Annotated in this window: 16 protein-coding genes; 6 read left to right on the forward strand and 10 right to left on the reverse strand. The window is 72.1% G+C overall.

Annotation, left to right across the window (positions count from 1 at the left end; translation table 11 throughout):
* Nucleotides 1-150: 150 nt before the first annotated feature.
* A complete protein-coding gene (locus CEB94_RS17455; RefSeq protein WP_175433117.1) occupies nt 151-936 on the reverse strand; it encodes an SDR family oxidoreductase in 786 nt (261 codons plus the stop codon).
* Between the two features lie 84 nt (nt 937-1020).
* Between CEB94_RS17455 and CEB94_RS17460 the strand changes: the two genes are divergently transcribed.
* Both CEB94_RS17460 and CEB94_RS17465 read left to right on the forward strand, forming a co-directional pair.
* Entirely contained in the window at nt 1021-1860 is an 840-nt protein-coding gene (locus tag CEB94_RS17460; protein ID WP_175433118.1) for a hypothetical protein, read from the forward strand.
* Between the two features lie 24 nt (nt 1861-1884).
* Nucleotides 1885-2316 carry a glutaredoxin domain-containing protein gene (locus CEB94_RS17465; RefSeq protein ID WP_175433119.1) on the forward strand — a complete coding sequence of 144 codons (432 nt, stop codon included), beginning with the start codon at nt 1885-1887 and terminating at the stop codon, nt 2314-2316.
* On the opposite strand, the gene CEB94_RS17470 is transcribed toward CEB94_RS17465, so the two are convergent.
* The 3 genes from CEB94_RS17470 to CEB94_RS17475 form a co-directional block, all read right to left on the reverse strand.
* Entirely contained in the window at nt 2306-3202 is an 897-nt protein-coding gene (locus CEB94_RS17470) for an amidohydrolase family protein (RefSeq protein WP_175433120.1), read from the reverse strand. The two genes, CEB94_RS17465 and CEB94_RS17470, sit on opposite strands and share 11 nt — an antisense overlap.
* Nucleotides 3203-3420: 218 nt before the next feature.
* On the reverse strand, nt 3421-3555 hold the full coding sequence (locus CEB94_RS41715) for a hypothetical protein (protein WP_281292506.1): 135 nt from the start codon (nt 3553-3555) through the stop codon (nt 3421-3423).
* A gap of 279 nt (nt 3556-3834) precedes the next feature.
* Complete coding sequence (locus CEB94_RS17475) at nt 3835-6321, reverse strand: tetratricopeptide repeat protein (RefSeq protein WP_246111827.1); 2487 nt, start codon at nt 6319-6321, stop codon at nt 3835-3837.
* A 122-nt stretch (nt 6322-6443) separates the two neighbouring features.
* Here CEB94_RS17475 and CEB94_RS17480 point away from each other — a divergent pair, with 122 nt between their 5' ends.
* A complete protein-coding gene (locus tag CEB94_RS17480) occupies nt 6444-6953 on the forward strand; it encodes a DUF2165 domain-containing protein (RefSeq protein WP_175433122.1) in 510 nt (169 codons plus the stop codon).
* Here the strand turns inward: CEB94_RS17480 and CEB94_RS17485 are convergent.
* Together CEB94_RS17485 and CEB94_RS17490 are read right to left on the reverse strand one after the other, a co-directional pair.
* Nucleotides 6946-7500 (reverse strand): hypothetical protein, encoded by a 555-nt coding sequence (locus CEB94_RS17485; protein WP_175433123.1) that lies wholly within the window; start codon nt 7498-7500, stop codon nt 6946-6948. The genes CEB94_RS17480 and CEB94_RS17485 overlap by 8 nt on opposite strands.
* A 130-nt stretch (nt 7501-7630) precedes the next feature.
* Nucleotides 7631-8629: a glycosyltransferase family 2 protein gene (locus CEB94_RS17490; protein WP_175433124.1), complete on the reverse strand. Its 999-nt coding sequence runs from the start codon at nt 8627-8629 to the stop codon at nt 7631-7633.
* Nucleotides 8630-8752: 123 nt separating this feature from the next.
* Here CEB94_RS17490 and CEB94_RS17495 point away from each other — a divergent pair, with 123 nt between their 5' ends.
* Together CEB94_RS17495 and CEB94_RS17500 are read left to right on the forward strand one after the other, a co-directional pair.
* Nucleotides 8753-9223, forward strand: a complete 471-nt coding sequence (locus CEB94_RS17495; protein WP_175433125.1) for a GtrA family protein — start codon at nt 8753-8755, stop codon at nt 9221-9223.
* 18 nt (nt 9224-9241) lie between these two features.
* Nucleotides 9242-10675 (forward strand): hypothetical protein, encoded by a 1434-nt coding sequence (locus CEB94_RS17500; RefSeq protein ID WP_246111829.1) that lies wholly within the window; start codon nt 9242-9244, stop codon nt 10673-10675.
* 12 nt (nt 10676-10687) lie between these two features.
* On the opposite strand, the gene CEB94_RS17505 is transcribed toward CEB94_RS17500, so the two are convergent.
* The 3 genes from CEB94_RS17505 to CEB94_RS17515 form a co-directional block, all read right to left on the reverse strand.
* Complete coding sequence (locus CEB94_RS17505; protein ID WP_175433126.1) at nt 10688-13273, reverse strand: bifunctional FO biosynthesis protein CofGH; 2586 nt, start codon at nt 13271-13273, stop codon at nt 10688-10690.
* Between the two features lie 43 nt (nt 13274-13316).
* Complete coding sequence (locus tag CEB94_RS17510) at nt 13317-13523, reverse strand: hypothetical protein (RefSeq protein WP_175433127.1); 207 nt, start codon at nt 13521-13523, stop codon at nt 13317-13319.
* Nucleotides 13524-13600: 77 nt separating this feature from the next.
* On the reverse strand, nt 13601-14446 hold the full coding sequence (locus CEB94_RS17515) for an LLM class F420-dependent oxidoreductase (RefSeq protein ID WP_175433128.1): 846 nt from the start codon (nt 14444-14446) through the stop codon (nt 13601-13603).
* Between the two features lie 228 nt (nt 14447-14674).
* Between CEB94_RS17515 and CEB94_RS17520 the strand changes: the two genes are divergently transcribed.
* On the forward strand, nt 14675-16183 hold the full coding sequence (locus tag CEB94_RS17520; RefSeq protein ID WP_175433129.1) for a CehA/McbA family metallohydrolase: 1509 nt from the start codon (nt 14675-14677) through the stop codon (nt 16181-16183).
* Here CEB94_RS17520 and CEB94_RS17525 read toward each other — a convergent pair.
* Nucleotides 16180-17001, reverse strand: a complete 822-nt coding sequence (locus tag CEB94_RS17525; protein WP_175433130.1) for an endonuclease/exonuclease/phosphatase family protein — start codon at nt 16999-17001, stop codon at nt 16180-16182. The two genes, CEB94_RS17520 and CEB94_RS17525, sit on opposite strands and share 4 nt — an antisense overlap.
* Nucleotides 17002-17085 lie beyond the last annotated feature (84 nt).

Below are 17085 nucleotides of genomic sequence, written 5' to 3' on the forward strand. Positions count from 1 at the left end.
GCCAGGGTCAGGCATGTGAACTCTGGGTTCGGTGACGTGCGCACGGCAAGCAAGGGGAAGGTCAAGAGACCGTAAAATAGTTCGGTGAGGTGACCTCAGTTTATGTACATGAACCGACACATGGGCTGCGGGCTTGGCCGGAAATCGCCCTCATCGCATCAGCTCGCCCGCGTTCACCAGCAGTGACTGCCCCGTGATCGCCCGGGCCCGGTCCGACGCGAGGAACACCGCCGCGTCCGCGACGTCTCCGTCCGTCGCCAGCTCCGGCAGCGCCATCCGGTCTGTCAGCCTGCCCAGCACCGCCGCCTCCGACACGCCTTCCGACTCCGCCGCGAACTGCACGTACGCCCGCACCGGCGGCCCCCACATCCAGCCGGGCAGCACGGTGTTGACCCGGATCCGGTACGGTCCGAGCTCCCGCGCGAGCGAGTACATCGCACTCGTCAGCGCCCCCTTCGACGCCGCGTACGCCGCCTGCCGCACCTGCGAGGGGGCCGCCACCGCCGACTGCGTCCCGACGAACACGACGGATCCACCGTCCTGTTTGAGCGACGGCAGACAGGCCCGGGTCATCCGCAGCGTGCCCAGCAGGTTCACGTCGAGGACGGACCGCCAGGCCTCGAAGTCGGCGTCCTCCAGCCCGCCGAAGTGACTGTCGAGCGCGGCCACATGAACGACGGCGTCGATCCCTCCGAACCGCGCCAGCGCCACCTCCGCCAGCGCCTCGCACTGCGCCTCGTCGGAGATGTCCGTGGCGCGGTACGCGGTGCGCGCCCCGCCGGGGTCGACCTCGGCGGCCGTCTTCGCCAGGCTCGCCTCCGTGCGGGCCCCGAGCACGGCCCGCCCGCCGTCCCGCACGACGGCCGCCGCGACCTGCCGTCCGAGGCCGGCCCCGACCCCCGACACGACGACCGTCTTCCCCGCGAGCAGTGACATGACAGGACCTCCCCGGACCGGACCCTGGTGTTCTATCTGACGGAGCGTCAGAGTATGAGCCTGCCTCCGACGAAGGGGAAGGGCATGAGCGAGGACACCCGCAGCGAGCTGTACGCCGAACTGGCCGCCGTCGGCCCCTACGGCACCCACCCCGGGCACGCCCTCATCACCATGGTCGAGCCGCATCCCGGCCACGAGTACGCCTACAACCGCTGGTACGAGGACGACCACTACTACGCCGGTGCGATGGCCATGCCCTGGATGTACGCGGGCCGCCGCTGGGTGGCGACGCGGGAGCTCCAACTCCTGCGCTACCCCGAGAAGTCGGCGATCGCCCAGCCGGTCACCGCCGGCTGCTACCTCTCCACGTACTGGATCACCGCGGGCCGCTACGACGACCACATGCGCTGGACGGTCGCCATCAACAAGCGCCTCAACCGGGACGCCCGCGTCTACCACGACCGCACGCACGTCCTCACGGCGTTCCAGAACCACGAGGCGACGGTGTACCGCGACGGAGCGGCCGGCCCCCGCGACGTCCACGCCCTCGACCACCCCTACGCCGGCCTGGTCCTCCAGGTCGTCGAGGCGGACACCCCCGAGCAGCGCGCCACCCTCCTGGAGTGGCTGCGCACCCGGCACCTCCCCCAGCGACTGGCGGGTTCCCCGGCCGCGCTGGTGACGGTCTTCAGCCCGACGCCCCTCCCCGGCGACCGCATGACGTACGTGAAACAGGTCGAGGGGGTCGACACCCGTCTGACGCTGCTGTGGTTCCTCCAGACGGACCCGAGGGAGTGCTGGGACGCCTGCTTCACGGACCTCGACGCGGCGGTGACGGAGTCGGGCCTGGGCGGGGTGGAGCTGGTGGCGCCGTTCATCCCGACGGTGCCGGGCACGGACACGTTCGTGGACCGGCTCCGCTGAGCCCGGCGGCTACCCTTCGTTGACATGAAGCGCGCCTGGCCCCTGCCGGTACTGCTGCTGCTCTGTGGCTCGGCCGGGGCGGCGGGGCTGGTCCGCACGGGGAGCACCGGTGCGGCCGTGGCCCTGCTCCTGGTGTTCCTCCTCCTCGCGGCCGCGCACTCGCCGCTTGTCTTTCCCCGGCCGGCCGGCGCTCTGGAGGCGGAGCGGCGCAGCGCGGCCGACGGCCGCCCGGTCGTCTACTGGCGGCCGGGCTGCACGTACTGCCTCCGGCTGCGCATCCGCCTGGGGCGGGATGCCCGCCGGTTGCACTGGGTCGACATCTGGCGGGACCCGGCCGGGGCCGCGGCGGTGCGCGCGGCCAACCAGGGCGACGAGACCGTGCCGACCGTCGTCGTGGCGGGCCGGGCACACACCAACCCCGACCCGGCGTGGGTGCGCGAGCAGCTCACAGGGTGAACAGACCGGCCGCGTTGTCGTGGCACACGGCCCGGAGCCACTCGTCGCCGAGGCCCAGGCGTTCCAGGGCCTGGAGCTGGTGCAGGTACGGGTAGGGGATGTTGGGGAAGTCGGAGCCGAACAGGATGCGGTCGCCGAGTGCGGCGAACCGGGGCAGGGCCCGGCGCGGGTACGGCATGAAGTCCTCGGTGAAGTCCGTGAACGCCATGGTCGTGTCCAGCCGCACCTGGTGGTACCGCTCGGCGAGGCCGAGGAACTCGTCGTACTCGGGCATGCCCATGTGGGCGACGATCAGCCGTAGCTTCGGGTGCCGCGCCAGCACCCGCGCGACGGGCTCGGGGCCGGTGTGCTTGCCGGGCGCGGGCCCGGAGCCGCAGTGGATCACCACGGGTGTCCCCGCCTCGGCCAGCGCACCCCACGCAGGGTCGAGACGCTCGTCGGCCGGGTCGTACGCGCCCACCTGCACATGGGCCTTGAACACGCGCGCCCCCGCTTCGACGGCCTCACGGACGTAACTCTCGACGTCGGGCTCGGGGTAGAGGGTGGCGGTGTGCAGGCAGTCGGGGGTACGGCGGGCGAAGTCGGCCGCCCAGCCGTTCAGCCACCTCGCCATGCCGGGCTTGTGCGGGTAGAGCATCGAGGTGAAGGCCCGCACGCCGAAGTCCCGCAGCAGTGCCGCCCTCTCCACCTCCTCCTTCCGGTACGTGATCGGCCACTGCATCCCGCCGATCAGCGGCCCGTTGGTGTCGAAGTAGTCCCACACCTTGTGCAGGACCCGCTCGGGCATGAAGTGGGTGTGGACGTCGATCAGTCCGGGGAGCCCGAGCCGGCCCCAGAACCGGCGGATCTCACGGGCCTCCTCGGACGCCCTGCGCTGCTCACTCATGCCGCCCACGATCGGCCCTGGTGAGGCACTGGAGCGACCCTTCGGTACAGGGGCCCGGTGAGGGATCCGTCACACGGCCCGGGCCGGTACGGATGAGGTTGGATGACAGGGCACGAAGCAGTCGCTTCGTGGTGGACCAGAGCCAGGAGTGCGGGCCCGGTGGACCGTATGGGCGAGATGGTGGCGAGGAACCGCTGCCCGGGGCGGGGCGTGTTCTCTCAGTTCTGGGCGAGGGGCGTTTCAGGAGTCTCGTTCGGCTCGTCGGTCTCCTCGCGCTCCTTTTTCAGGGCGAGTTCCCGCGCAAGCTTTTCCGAGTACAGCCTCATTTCCGCTTCTTTGCGCTCGTCGAACACGGACGTCTCCTTTGCGTGCAGGGGTTTTTGAAGGGGTGCTACAGGGGGAAAATGAGAGACCGGTCAGGCAGAAACGCGCTGGCACCGGGGACGGCTGTGGTCCGGGAGCGCATGTGCCGACAGGTGGCAGGATTCATCGGGGATCAGCCGCCGCACCATCGCACACCTCCCAGGTAATAACTCGACCGGAGCACAAGCCTCTTGACTCGGATATTACCCGACGGGCCGGGATCGCGTCACGACCCGATTACGCTTACACACAGGTAATTCGCATGCCGTTCACCCGGCGAGTACCGGGGCCAGTACCGCGCGGTCGGTATCCGAAAGCCGTTCCAGGGCCTCGGAATTCAGTTCCCGTACGCGTTCCACATCGGCCCGGGCCTCCTCCGTCCGCCCTGTGACGGCGTGCAGCACAGCCCGGCGGCACAGTGCCCAGACGTAGCCCGGGCGCATCTCCACCGCCCGGTTCAGGTCGGCCAGCGCCTCCACGTGGCGGCCGAGGCCGGCCAGGGACGCGCCCCGGCTCGCGTACGCCGACGTGTACGCGGGGTCCAGGGCCAGCGCGATGTCGAGGTCGGCGACCGCCTCCGCGTCGCGGCCGGCGGCGCGCAGCGTGTCGCCGCGTGCGCAGCGGGCCCAGGGCCAGTCGGGGTTCAGGGCCAGGGCCTGGTCGAGGTCGGCCAGTTGGCGGCGGGGATCGCCCAGCGCGCGCCACACCCGGGCGCGGCGGGCGAGTGCCCAGGCGTAGTCCGGGTCGAGGTCCAGGGCCCGGCCCAGGTCGGCGAGGGCCGCGTCCTGGTCTCCGGCGCGCTCGTGCGTGGCGCCCCGGGAGGCCCAGGCGAACTCCAGGGCCGGGTCGAGGCGGATGGCGTCGGTCAGATCCCGGAGCGCGTCGGCGTCGCGTCCGGCGATCCGGTGGTGTTCACCGCGCAGGGCGACGTACCAGGCGTTGCCCGGTTCCAGCGCGACGGCTCGGTCCAGGTCGGCGATCGCCCCGTCGTGGTCGCCCAGGTCTCCCCGGATCCCGGACCGGTTCCGGTGCGCGACGGCCGACTCCGGGTCCAGGGCGACGGCCCGGTCGTACTCGGTGAGGGCCTGCGCGTACGCGCCGTCGCCGCGCAGTGCGTCGCCCCGGACGATCCGGGCCCTGGCCTGAGTCCGTGTGTCGAGTCCCGCACGGCGCAGCAGCAGCCCGAGTGCGGCGGTGACCCCTTCCGTTTCGAGGGCCGCCGTCAGTTCGGTGCCCCACCGGGACGCCGCCTCCGCGTCCGCGTCCACTCCGGCGTCCAGCAGCGCACGGGCCCACCTCCCGGCCGCTCCCGCACCCGCCTCGCACGCCTGGACGAAGTCCCGCAACGCCTGCGGCAGCGCGTCCCGTTCCCCGGCGCACAGCAGGTGGTACGTCTCCTCCAGCCGCAGCTCCCGCCACGTCTGGTCCGCCCAGAGTTCACCGGTGGCGCGGCCTGCCGCGGTCTCCTCCCGCCAGCTCCTGAACAACCCCGCCAGCGCGCGGTGCCGCCGCGCCCACCCCCGTGGGGACCGGCGGCGTTCCGCGCGCAGCATCGGTGCCCGCACGACGTCGTGGTAGCGCAGGCGTTCTCCGTCGCGGTCGGTGACGAACGGCATCCCCCGCAGCCACGACCAGACGTGCTCCAGATCATCCTCCGGGCACTCCGCCACCGCCCGGAACACATCGCCGTCCAGCCGCCTCGGCAGCGCGCAGGCCAGGGCGGCGGCCCGTCGTGCCGGGTTCTCCTCCCACTTCAGGAAGCGGTCCACGGCCGTCGCGCTCGGGTCGCCCACGTCGTCGGGGTCGGCGGGACGGGACTCGGCGAGGGTGGAGACCAGGACGGGCAGGCCGCCGGTGAGGCGCAGCACCTCCTCGACGACCGGCTCGGCCGTCACGCCCTTGGCGGCCAGCAGGCCGCGTGCCTCCGTCTCCGTGAAGGGGGCGAGCGGGAGGTCCGTCACGAAGTCCGCCAGCCCGCCCCAGCGGGCCGGGTCCAGGGGGGTCCGGCCCGCCGTGGCCACCACCGTGGTGGCGGGCGTCCCGCCGTGGCGGTCCGTCGTCATCGTCTCGTGCAGCCAGGGGTCCAGGTACGGGCCCGTCCGCTCGTACGTGTCCAGGAACAGGGCGATCCACGGCTCGGCCGCGTCCGACAGTTCGCGCAGGAGTACCGGTGTGAGCACCTGCTCGGGGGCGAGGACCAGCTGGAGGTCCTCGTGGTTGCGGAAGCGGGTGATGAGGCTCGCGCGCAACCGGTCGGCGACGTGGGCGAGTTGTTCGGCGTCCAGCATCCCCGCCAGTGGGCCGACCACCGGCACCATGCCCGCGGCGACCACCCCGGCCCGTGCCACCATCCTGCCGCCGGCGGACGGCCCGTTCTCCTCCGGCTGCGTGTCCAGGAGGGCCAGCGCGGCCAGTTCCGCCTCGTGCCGGCGTTCGCGGTGGGCGGCGAGCAGGCGGTCCAGCTCCTTCAACCGCCTGCCCTGGGCGGCGAACTGGCGGCTGATCTCGGCCATCACCTCCGGCACGCTGCCCGCGCTGTCGTCGACGTACGCCGTCAGCGCGCCCTGTTCGCGGGCGATGTGCTCCCACTCCCGCAGCAGGAAGGTCTTCCCGACGCCCGCGTTGCCGTGCAGGTGGAAGCGGAAGCGGTGGCGTTCGTCGTGCGGGGCGGTGCCGAAGTTGGCGCGGAAGGCGGCGCGTTCGGCGGAGCGGCCGACGAACCCGGCCCGGCCTCGTTGCCGTATGAGCTCCTGCATGGACGGTCTCGCCTGCGCCATCCGTACGTCCCCCTCGACTCGCGCGGCCGGGCCTTCGTCGTCATTGTCGCCCAACGGCCGCGGGGTACACCGGAGGTCCGTGCTTGGGGAGAATGATCGGCATGGCCACCTCCACATCACGCGGCGCGCTGTCGCTCGCCGCCACTTTGCTCACCGCGACCATCGCCCTCTACATGGCGCTCGTCGCCTTCGGGAACATCACCGACTTCGGGACCAACCAGCAGTTCGTCCGGCATGTGCTGGCCATGGACACCACGTTCAAGGACGAGGATCTGATGTGGCGGGCCATCACGAGCCAGGGCCTCCAGGACGCCGCCTACGTCGGGATCATCGTCTGGGAGACCGTCGCCGCGCTGGTCCTCATATACGGGAGCTGGCTGTGGGCCAGACGCGATGACCTGCGCGCCCGGCGGATGTCGACGTACGGGCTGCTGATGGTGATGCTGCTGTTCGGGGCCGGGTTCATCGCGATCGGCGGCGAGTGGTTCTCGATGTGGCAGTCGAAGAGCTGGAACGGGCTGGACGCCGCGACCCGCATCTTCCTGTTCAGCGGGGTCGTGCTGATCGTCAACCAGCTGTCGGCGCCGCGGACGGCTACCTCCGCTACCTGACCACCGTCACGGTCGTGCCGACCGTGCCGAACGCCCACAGTGCCGAGCCGTCCGCCTTCCGCATCCTGACTCCGCCCGTCTTGGTGCCGGAGGCGGCGGGCGGCGGCGAGGCACCGTCGACCGCGTTGGAGAAGGCGACGGAGACGCCGGACTTCGCGGCGAAGTACATGATGTGCTCGATCTGGACGCCGTCCGAGCCGGTCGTGGCCGCGTTGCGTGACGACACCGTGTAGGTGCCCGGGTCGGGGCTGACCGAGCCCGGCCAGACGGTGAACGTACGGCGGGTCGCCTCGCTCGCGTCGACCAGCCACACCCGCTTCTCGCCGAGGGAGTACACGACGCGCCGGCCGGTGCCGGAGCCGTCGGGCACCCGTGCCGGGACCGACGCCGTGGGGGTGGGCTGCGCCGAGGCCGTGCTGCTCGGCTTGGCCGACGTGGCGGTGGGGTGCGAGCCCTTGTCGGCCTGCACGCCCAGGACCGTCACCGCGGCTATCGCTCCCACGGTCAGCCCGCTCACCCAGGCCCACGAAGGAAGTCGGGCAGGCACCGGCACGCATCTCCTCAGTCACGGGACCCCGCACCGAAACGGGGTTCCGATCATCGTACTGCGCGCCCACCGCTCCCCCGGCGCCCTCAGGGGCCCTCGGGGCTCCCTCATGGGCCGGCCCTCGGATCCCTCAGGGTCCGCCGGCGGCCTTACGGACCGGGACCGGGCCCGTGCCGGCGCCGCGGGCCGCGTAGCGCGGGGTGCGCACCGGGGCCGGGTAGGAGAGGTGCACCAGCCGGGTCTGCTCCTGGCGCATGTGCGTGAGCGACTCCAGGATGTAGCCCACGAGCAGCACGAGCGCCGCGATGGTCATGATCGCGGCGGCGAGGATCGCCGTGGGCACCCGGGGCACGGTGCCGGTCTCGATGAAGTCGGCGATGACGGGGATGCCGAGGATGACCGACACCAGGGCGAGGACTCCGGCGATGACGGTGTGGACCAGCGAGGGGCGCTCGCGCCGGGCCAGGTCGAGGATGACCCGCAGGATGCGCCAGCCGTCCCGGTAGGTGCGCAGCTTGCTCTCGCCGCCGGCGGGCCGGACCCGGTAGTCGACGACCACCTCCGCGGTGGGGAGCCGCAGGTGCAGCGCGTGGATCGTCATCTCGGTCTCGGTCTCGAACTCCCGGGCCAGCGCCGGGAAGGACTTCACGAAGCGCCGTGAGAAGACCCGGTAGCCGCTGAGCATGTCGGTCACGTCGTTGCCGAACAGGGACCGCACGGCCCCGGTGAGCAGCTTGTTGCCGACCGCGTGCCCGGCCCGGTAGGCCCCGTCGACGGTCACCCGGCGGGCTCCGACGACCTGGTCGTACGGTCCCTCGAAGAGCAGGTCCACCAGGTCGCGGGCGCGGGAGGCGTCATAGGTGTCGTCGCCGTCGATGATGAGCAGCGCGTCGGCGTCGACGTCGGCGAAGGCGCGGCGGATGACGTTGCCCTTGCCCTTGCGGGTCTCCTCCCGCACGATCGCGCCGGCCGCCCGGGCGACCTCCTCGGTGCGGTCGGTGGAGGCGTTGTCGTACACGTAGACGACGGCCTCGGGGAGGGCGGCGCGCAGGTCGCGGACCACCTTGCCGACGGCCGCCTCCTCGTTGTGGCACGGCACGACACACGCGATCGTCGGTTCCACGACCACTCCTCACTCGACCGGTTCCTCACGCAGTCAGCACCTCATACATCAGCACCTCATACAGTCGGACATAGTGCGATATGAGCGCGCCTGACTGGATGGGGCACGCCGGGTCGTTACGCTCACCGTGTGCCGGTCCTCGACTCTGCGACTCTGCGTGCGCGTGACGCCATCAAGGGCATCTGGCGCGAGGCCGCAAAATTCGGCGTGGTCGGCGCCCTGGCCTTCGTCGTCGACAACGGCGGCTACAACCTGCTCGTCTTCGGTCTGCCCGGCGGCGCGGAGGGCGGGGTGATGCGGACCGCTCCCGTGCGGGCGTCCGTCATCGCCACGGCCGCGGCCGCGCTCTTCAGCTGGGTCGGCAACCGCTACTGGACCTACCGCGACCAGCACCGCGAGAAGGTGACCCGCGAACTGGTGCTGTTCCTCGTCGCGAACGGGGCCGGGCTCGCCATCACCGCCGGTACGGTCTTCGCCTCCCGGCAGCTGCTCGGGCTGGATTCGGCGCTCAGCGACAACACCGCCCGCATCCTCGGCTGGGCGCTGGCCACCCTGTTCCGCTTCTACGCGTACCGGCGCTACGTCTTCGTCGCCCCCTGAGCCGTTAGCATCCGGCACATGGGACAAATGGGATGGATGCCGCGTGCGATGCGCTGGAGCTGGGTACTGGCCGCCGTCGCCGTCGTGTGCTGCCTGGCCACGATCCTCGTCTTCGCCCCCGGCTACCTGAGTCCCGACAGCCTCGACCAGCTCCGCCAGGCCGAGGGAAAGAAGCCCCTGACCGACTGGCATCCGCCCGTACTGAGCCTGGTGTGGCGGGCGCTCATCGCGGTGACCGGCTCGATCACGTCCATGCTGGTCCTCCAGTGCCTCGTCTTCTGGGCGGCGCTGTGGGTCCTGGCCCGGTGCGTGTGGAGGCTGACCGCGAGCCGGGGCGGATCCCTCGCCGTGCTCGGCCTCGGGCTGACTCCGTTCGTGCTGACGTTCGTCGGGGTGGTGTGGAAGGACGTCCACGCGGCGTTCGCCCTGCTCGCCGCCTGCGCGGTCGCGTTCACCGGCCTGCTGCTGCGGGACGGCGCCCCCCGCCCCGCCGTGCGCTGGGGCCTGCTCTGGCTGGGCGTGCTGTTCCTCGCCTACGCCATGCTGGTGCGCAAGAACGCCTTCGTCGCCGCGGTCCCCGTCTTCGTCATGCTGGTCCTCGCGCTGTGGGGCGCTCCCGGACGCCGAACGTGGGTGACGTGCACGGCGGCCCTCGTGGCCGGGCTCGTCGTGCCCGCCGCCGCCATCTCCCTGTTCGCCGCGCCGCTGCAGACCAAGCAGGGCGCGCAGATCATGCTCGACGACCTCGTCCATGTGCTGAGCGTGGACGAGCTTCGGTCGGCGGATGTGTCACCCGCCCTGCGGGACCTGCTCGTGGCCTCCGCGCGGGAGTGCGAGCGCGTCGGCGCCCTCTCGGATGCCTACTGGGCCTGCTACCAGCGCCCGGCGGACGGGCTGCGCGGCGACTCGGGCGAGATCACGTCCCTGTGGCTGCGGGAAATGAGCGGGCATGTGCCGCACTATCTCCAGTACCGCCTGCTGCTCTTCACGACCCTGCTGTTCGAGACCGACTACCCGTACAAGGCCGGGATCACCCGCAACGACCTGGGCGTCGAGGTGGCGCACCCCCGCATGGAGGACATGCTCGGCACGTACGTCAAAGGCATGGTCGAGGACCTGCCCTGGCTGTTCCGCGGCTGGTTCTGGCTCGCGGTCGCCCTCGTGCTCGCCGTCCGGCCCGGCAAGGGCGTCCTCTCGATGCCGGTCCGCGCGCTGGGCATCAGCTCGGCGGCCTACATCCTCGGCTATCTGCCGATCATGCCCGCGGCGAACTACCGCTACGTCTACTGGCCGGCGATCGCCTGCGCCCTCGGTCTGCTGCTGCTCTGGCTGGGCCGGGACACGGCTGCTCCCCCGCCGGCCGGCCCCGGCGCCACGGCCGACCGCGCCGTGCGGGCGCAGCCGCCGGTGGACGCCGGGGCCAGTAAGCCGTCGGTCGCCGGGGGCCAGTAAGCCGTCAGTCGCTCAGTCCAGCACCGGCAGCAGCTGGGGCAAATGCCCGTCCGAGGCCGCCGCCGCCCGCTGCCGCTCCTGCGGGACCTGCCCGTACAGGGTGTTCCGTGCCCTGGCCGGACGGCCCGCGGCGTCCGCCACCGCGATCAGGTCCTTGACCGACTTGTACGACCCGTACGACGAGCCCGCCATGCGGGAGATGGTCTCCTCCATGAGCGTCCCGCCGACGTCGTTCGCGCCCGAGCGGAGCATCTCGGCCGCGCCCTCCGTGCCCAGCTTCACCCAGCTGGTCTGGATGTTGGGGATGTACGGGTGCAGCAGCAGCCGGGCCATCGCCGTGACCGCGCGGTTGTCCCTCATCGTCGGCCCCGGGCGGGCGATCCCCGCCAGGTAGACCGGCGCGTTGGTGTGCACGAACGGCAGCGTCACGAACTCGGTGAAGCCGCCCGTGCGCTGCTGGATGCCCGCGAGGGTGCGCAGGTGCCCGAGCCAGTGCCGGGGCTGGTCGACGTGGCCGTACATCATCGTCGAGGACGAGCGGATGCCCAGCTCGTGGGCCGTCGTCACGACGTCGATCCAGTCGGCCGCGGGCAGCTTGCCCTTGGTGAGGATCCAGCGGACCTCGTCGTCGAGGATCTCGGCCGCCGTGCCCGGGATGGTGTCCAGGCCCGCCTCCTTGGCGGCGGTCAGCCACTCGCGGACCGACATGCCGGTGCGGGTCGCGCCGTTGACGACCTCCATCGGCGAGAAGGCGTGCACATGCATGCCCGGGACGCGTTCCTTCACGGCCCGCGCGATGTCGAAGTAGGCCGTGCCGGGCAGGTCCGGGTGGATGCCGCCCTGCATGCAGACCTCCACCGCGCCCACGTCCCAGGCCTGCTGAGCCCGGTCGGCGACCTGGTCCAGGGACAGGGTGTAGGCGTCGGCGTCGGTGCGGCGCTGCGCGAAGGCGCAGAACCGGCAGCCCGTGTAGCAGACGTTGGTGAAGTTGATGTTACGGGTGACGATGTAGGTCACGTCGTCACCGACGGCCGACTTGCGTACGTCGTCGGCGACCCGGGCGAGGGCGTCCAGCGCCGTCCCGTCCGCGTGCAGCAGCGCCAGCGCCTCGTCGTCGGTGAGCTTGGTGGGGTCGTCGGCCGCCGTGCGCAGGGCCTCGCGTACGTCGGTGTCGATGCGCTCGGGTGCCATGCCCGGGACGGCGGCTTCGCGCAGGGCGCCCCAGTCGCCGTACACCTCGTCGAAGTCGTCCCGGCGGTCCGACGTACGGCCCTCGGAGTCGATCGAGGAGTGCAGGTCGGTGCGGCCGGACGCCACGAAGACCTCCTCCGGCTCCTGCCACGGCAGACCCACCGGCAGAGCCTCGGGCCGTGCGAGGCCGGTCTCCGGGTCGGCCAGTGCCGCCACGTGCGGACGCAGCCGCGGGTCCAGCCAGGGCTCGCCGCGCCGCACGAACTCCGGGTACACGCAGAGGCGTTCGCGCAGTTCGAAGCCGGCGGCGCGGGACTTCTCGGCGAGCTGCTCGATCTGCGGCCAGGGGCGCTCGGGGTTGACGTGGTCGATGGTGAGCGGGGAGACGCCGCCCCAGTCGTCGATACCGGCGCCGATCAGCCGCTCGTACTCGTCGTCGACGAGGTTGGGCGGGGCCTGGATGCAGCCCGAGGGCCCCATGAGGAGCCGGGCGACGGCCACCGTGGCGACCAGCTCGTCCAGTTCCGCGTCGGGCATGCCGCGCATCGCGGTGTCCGGCTTGGCGCGGAAGTTCTGGATGATCAGTTCCTGGACACCGTGGTAGGCCCGGGAGACCTTCCGCAGCGCGAACAGCGACTCGGCGCGCTCCTCGTAGGTCTCGCCGATGCCTATGAGGATCCCGGAGGTGAAGGGGACGGAGGAACGCCCGGCGTCCTCCAGGACCCGCAGGCGGACGGCGGGTTCCTTGTCGGGAGAGCCGTGGTGCGGGCCGCCCGGCTCCGACCAGAGGCGGGTCGCGGTCGTCTCCAGCATCATGCCCATGCTGGGCGCGACCGGCTTCAGCCGCTGGAAGTCGGTCCAGCTCATGACGCCCGGGTTCAGATGGGGCAGCAGGCCCGTCTCCTCCAGGATGCGGATGGAGATGGCGCGGACGTAGGCGAGGGTGTCGTCGTAGCCGTGCGCGTCGAGCCACTCGCGCGCCTCCGGCCAGCGGTCCTCGGGCTTGTCGCCGAGGGTGATGAGGGCTTCCTTGCAGCCCAGCGCGGCGCCCTTGCGGGCGATGTCCAGCACCTCGTCCGGGGACATGAACATCCCGTGGCCCTCCCGGCGCAGCTTGCCGGGGACGGTCACGAACGTGCAGTAGTGGCACTTGTCCCGGCACAGCCGGGTCAGCGGGATGAAGACGCTCTTCGAGTACGTGATGACGCCGGGCCGCCCGGCCGCCGCCAGGCCCGCGTCCCGCACCCGGGCGGCCGAGGCCGACAGGTCCTCCAGTCGCTCACCCCGCGCCTGGAGCAGCACCGCCGCCTCGGCGACATCGAGCGAGACGCCGTCCCTGGCCCGTTTCAGGGCGCGACGCATGGAGTTGTCGGTGGGGCCGGTTCCGGAGGTCGCGGAAGTCGTCATCCTTCGAGCATACGAGTGCGCTGATCAGAGGCGAGGAGCCCCGTCAGTGGAAGGCCAGCCACCCGATGCCCAGGGCGGACACGACTCCGGCTGCCGTGACGGCCGCCGGTCTGTTGCGGTGCAGGGCGAACCAGGCCAGCGCGGCGGTCACCAGCACGGCCGCCGTGCCGATCGCGGCGCGCGACAGGCCCTGGCTGTAGCCGTACTCGGCGAAGTGACGCGCGAGCCAGGAAAACCAGGCAAGCCTCATGGCACTCTCTCCCCCCGTGGCGAACCCACCCTCAGTTTAGTAGAGGAAGTCAACGGCCTTGCGGGGAAGGGCAGTTGTCAGAGATATCCGGCCAGGCCGTCCAGAGCCTTCAGCACCTCCGCCTCCCCCGCCGGAGGCAGCTGCGCCACGACCTCCTCGATGCCGAGGTCGGCGTAGTGGGCGAGCTTGCCCGAGCTGGGGTGGACGGCGTAGGGGACGACCTGGAGGGCCTGGGGGTCGCGGCCGGCGTCGGCCCAGGCGGTGCGCAGGACGGGCAGCGACTCGCCGAGGCCGCGGCCGCCGATCGGCAGCCAGCCGTCGGCGTACTCGCTGATGTGGGCGAACAGCTTGGGCCCGGCGGCCCCGCCGACGAGCGTGCGCGGGCCGACGACCGGGCCGCGCGGCTTCCGCACGGGCTTCGGGTACGCCTGGCTGGCCCGGACGCCGCCGAACTCCCCCTCGTACGCGACAGGTTCCTGAGACCACAGGGCCCGCATCAGCGCCATCCGGTCCCGGACCAGCTCGCGCCGGGTGCTCCACCGCACACCGTGGTCGTCGGCCTCCTCGACGTTCCAGCCGAAGCCGACTCCGAGGGTGAACCGGCCGCCGGAGAGATGGTCGAGGGTCGCGACCTGCTTGGCCAGGTCGATCGGGTCGTGCTGGGCGACGAGGGTGATGCCCGTGCCGAGCCCGAGCCGCCCGGTGACGGCGGCGGCCTGGCCGAGCGCCACGAACGGGTCGAGAGTACGGCCGTACTCGGGCGGCAGCTCACCGCCCGCCGGGTACGGGGTGGTCCGCTCGACGGGGATGTGGGTGTGCTCGGGCAGATACAACCCGGCGAAACCGCGGTCCTCCAGCTCCCGGGCGAGCCGGGTCGGGGTGATCGTCTCGTCGGTGAGGAAGATCGTCACGGCGATGCGCATGGCCCATCTCTACCCGAGGGCGGCCGGACTGTCCATACCGACCGGTCGGACTTACGGATGATCGACGAACTGAGCCGCTCGGTGACCTGGACCCTCTGCCTGTTCTCCTGCTGTCCGTCGCCCAATTCCCTTCCCTTGCACGGCGGTTCACGGCTCAATACAAGGGTTGCACGCACCACCCCCGCACCACCCATGCCATGTCACCGACGACACCTGGGGAGCAGCAGCATGTGCGAGGACAGCCACGGCGGGCTCGGCCGGCGCGCTCTGTTCGCGACGGGAGCGGCGGCCGCGCTTACGTTGGGAAGCGTGAGCTTCGCTTCAGCGGCCGACGGGGGCCGGGAGAGCAGAACCCTGCGGGGGACGCTGCCGCCCGGCTCGCCGGACTTCGTGTACGTGCCCGTGGAGGTCCCGGCCGGTGTCCGGGAGCTCAAGGTCGCCTACACCTACGACCGGCCGTCCGTCCCGGCCGGCACCCTGGGCAACGCCCTCGACATCGGCGTCTTCGACGAAGGCGGCACCGAGCTCGGCGGCCGGGGCTTTCGCGGCTGGTCGGGCGGGGCGCGCACGGAGTTCTTCGTCCGCGCCGACGACGCGACGCCCGGCTACCTCCCCGGCCCGGTGCGCGAGGGCACCTGGCACATCGCGCTCGGCCCGTACACGGTCGCCCCACAGGGCCTGTCGTACGAGATCACCATCACGCTGACGTACGGCGAGCCGGGCGAGGCCGCCGAGCCGGTGTTTCCGCCGGAGCGCGCGAAGGGCCGGGGGCGGGCCTGGTACCGGGGCGACTGCCATCTGCACTCCTGGCACTCCGACGGCCGCCGCACCCCCGTCGAGATCGGGGAACTGGCCCGGGCGGCCGGTCTGGACTTCATCAACTCCTCCGAGCACAACACGCACTCGGCGCACGCGCACTGGGCCGACGTGGCCGGGGACGACCTGCTCGTCATGCTGGGCGAGGAGATCACCACCCGCAACGGGCACGTCGTCGCGCTCGGCACCGACCCGGGCACCTTCGTCGACTGGCGCTACCGGGCCCGCGACAACCGCTTCGGCCGGTTCGCCCGGCAGATCCGCCGCGCCGGCGGCCTGGTCGTCCCGGCCCACCCGCACGCCACCTGCATCGGCTGCAACTGGAAGTTCGGCTTCGGCGAGGCGGACGCGATCGAGGTGTGGAACGGCCCCTACACGCCCGACGACGAGGTCGCCCTGGCCGACTGGGACAGCATGCTCGTGGCGTCCGTACGGGACGGGCGCGACTGGATCCCGGCGATGGGCAGCAGCGACGCCCACCGCTCCCCGGACGCGGTGGGCAGCCCCCAGACGGTCGTCCTCGCCGACGACCTGACCCGGGAGGCCGTCCAGGAGGGCATCCGGGCGGGGCGCTCCTACATCGCCGAGTCCGCGAGGGTCGCCCTGTCGTTGCGGGTGTCCGGCGGACGCGGCGAGCACGCGGGCATCGGCGAACGGCTCACCGTGGACCGCGACATCCCCGTCACCGTCCGCCTGGAGGTCACCGGCGCCCCGCGCTGCACGGTCCGCCTCGTCACCGACCAGGGCGTCGTCCACACCAGCGCCCCGCTGCCGGTGTCCGGCTCGGGGGTCGTCGAGTGGCGGACGACACCGTCGTACGCGGCGTACGTACGGGCCGAACTGCGGCACGAGGCGGCGGCGGGGCCACTCCCCGGGCCGCTGGCGGCGTTCACCAACCCGGTCTTCCTGGGGCGCCGCTAAGGGGTGTCCGCCAGGTCGGCGACGACCGCCGCGTGGTCGGAGGGCCACACCCCGTCGACCGGGCCGTCGCAGGCCCGCCGTACGTCCCGGACGCGGCCGAGTCCGCCGGGGCCGGGCGGGCCGACGTGGATGTAGTCGATGCGCACGCCGGGCCTGCGGGCGGGCGGCACGTGCAGGTTGGCCGGGTCCCAGGTGGCGGAGGGCGCGGCCGGGTCCGCGTACTCCCAGGCGTCGACGAGGACCTGGCCCGGCACGGTCGGGGCCGTCTTGTAGCCGCCGAGGAGGCGGATCTCGTCGGAGTCGGGCCAGGCGTTGAGGTCGCCGGTGACGACGGGCGGGAACGCGGTGTCGCCGGCGTGCCGGGCCACGAACTCGGCGAGCGCGGCGGCCTGCCGGCAGCGGACCCCCGAGGCGTGCAGGGCGGAGCTGAAGTGGGCGGTGAAGAAGGGCACTTCGTGGCCGGGGCCGGCCAAGCGGGCGTAGAGGGCCAGGCGGCCGTCGTCCGTGTCGGCGGGGGCGGGCAGCGGCAGTACGTCCTGGTCGACGACCGGCCATCTGCTGAGCACGGCGTTGCCTATGCCGACCGTGGGGTCCCCGATCCGCCGCTGCCAGCGCTCCGGGGCAGGCGAGGCGCCCCAGGCGCAGTGCAGGCCCAGCTCACCGGCCAGCCACTCGGCGAGGTTCTCGCCGTCGGCCGCCCACACCTCCTGCAGTCCGACGACGTCGGGCCGCAGCTCCCGCAGGGCCGTGAGGATCGCCTTCTGCCGCGTCTGCCACGGCCCGAAGCGCCACCACAGGTTCCAGGTCACGATCCGCATCCGCAGCCACCCGCTCTCCTCGTTGCCGCGTCAGGGATCATTGAAGCAGGAACCGATGCAGAAACCGTGAGAGCCGCGTGTGAA

The sequence above is a fragment of the Streptomyces hawaiiensis genome (genome assembly GCF_004803895.1).
GTDB classification, from domain to species: domain Bacteria; phylum Actinomycetota; class Actinomycetes; order Streptomycetales; family Streptomycetaceae; genus Streptomyces; species Streptomyces hawaiiensis.

Coding starts and splice junctions, on each gene's coding strand:
- CEB94_RS17510 (WP_175433127.1), bottom strand. CDS start 13,523: ATGAGGCTTGCCTGGTTTTCCTGGCTCGCGCGTCACTTCGCCGAGTAC.
- CEB94_RS17480 (WP_175433122.1), top strand. CDS start 6,444: ATGGCCACCTCCACATCACGCGGCGCGCTGTCGCTCGCCGCCACTTTG.
- CEB94_RS17475 (WP_246111827.1), bottom strand. CDS start 6,321: ATGCAGGAGCTCATACGGCAACGAGGCCGGGCCGGGTTCGTCGGCCGC.
- CEB94_RS17455 (WP_175433117.1), bottom strand. CDS start 936: ATGTCACTGCTCGCGGGGAAGACGGTCGTCGTGTCGGGGGTCGGGGCC.
- CEB94_RS17525 (WP_175433130.1), bottom strand. CDS start 17,001: ATGCGGATCGTGACCTGGAACCTGTGGTGGCGCTTCGGGCCGTGGCAG.
- CEB94_RS17500 (WP_246111829.1), top strand. CDS start 9,242: ATGGGACAAATGGGATGGATGCCGCGTGCGATGCGCTGGAGCTGGGTA.
- CEB94_RS17520 (WP_175433129.1), top strand. CDS start 14,675: ATGTGCGAGGACAGCCACGGCGGGCTCGGCCGGCGCGCTCTGTTCGCG.
- CEB94_RS17505 (WP_175433126.1), bottom strand. CDS start 13,273: ATGACGACTTCCGCGACCTCCGGAACCGGCCCCACCGACAACTCCATG.
- CEB94_RS17465 (WP_175433119.1), top strand. CDS start 1,885: ATGAAGCGCGCCTGGCCCCTGCCGGTACTGCTGCTGCTCTGTGGCTCG.
- CEB94_RS17460 (WP_175433118.1), top strand. CDS start 1,021: ATGAGCGAGGACACCCGCAGCGAGCTGTACGCCGAACTGGCCGCCGTC.
- CEB94_RS17470 (WP_175433120.1), bottom strand. CDS start 3,202: ATGAGTGAGCAGCGCAGGGCGTCCGAGGAGGCCCGTGAGATCCGCCGG.
- CEB94_RS17515 (WP_175433128.1), bottom strand. CDS start 14,446: ATGCGCATCGCCGTGACGATCTTCCTCACCGACGAGACGATCACCCCG.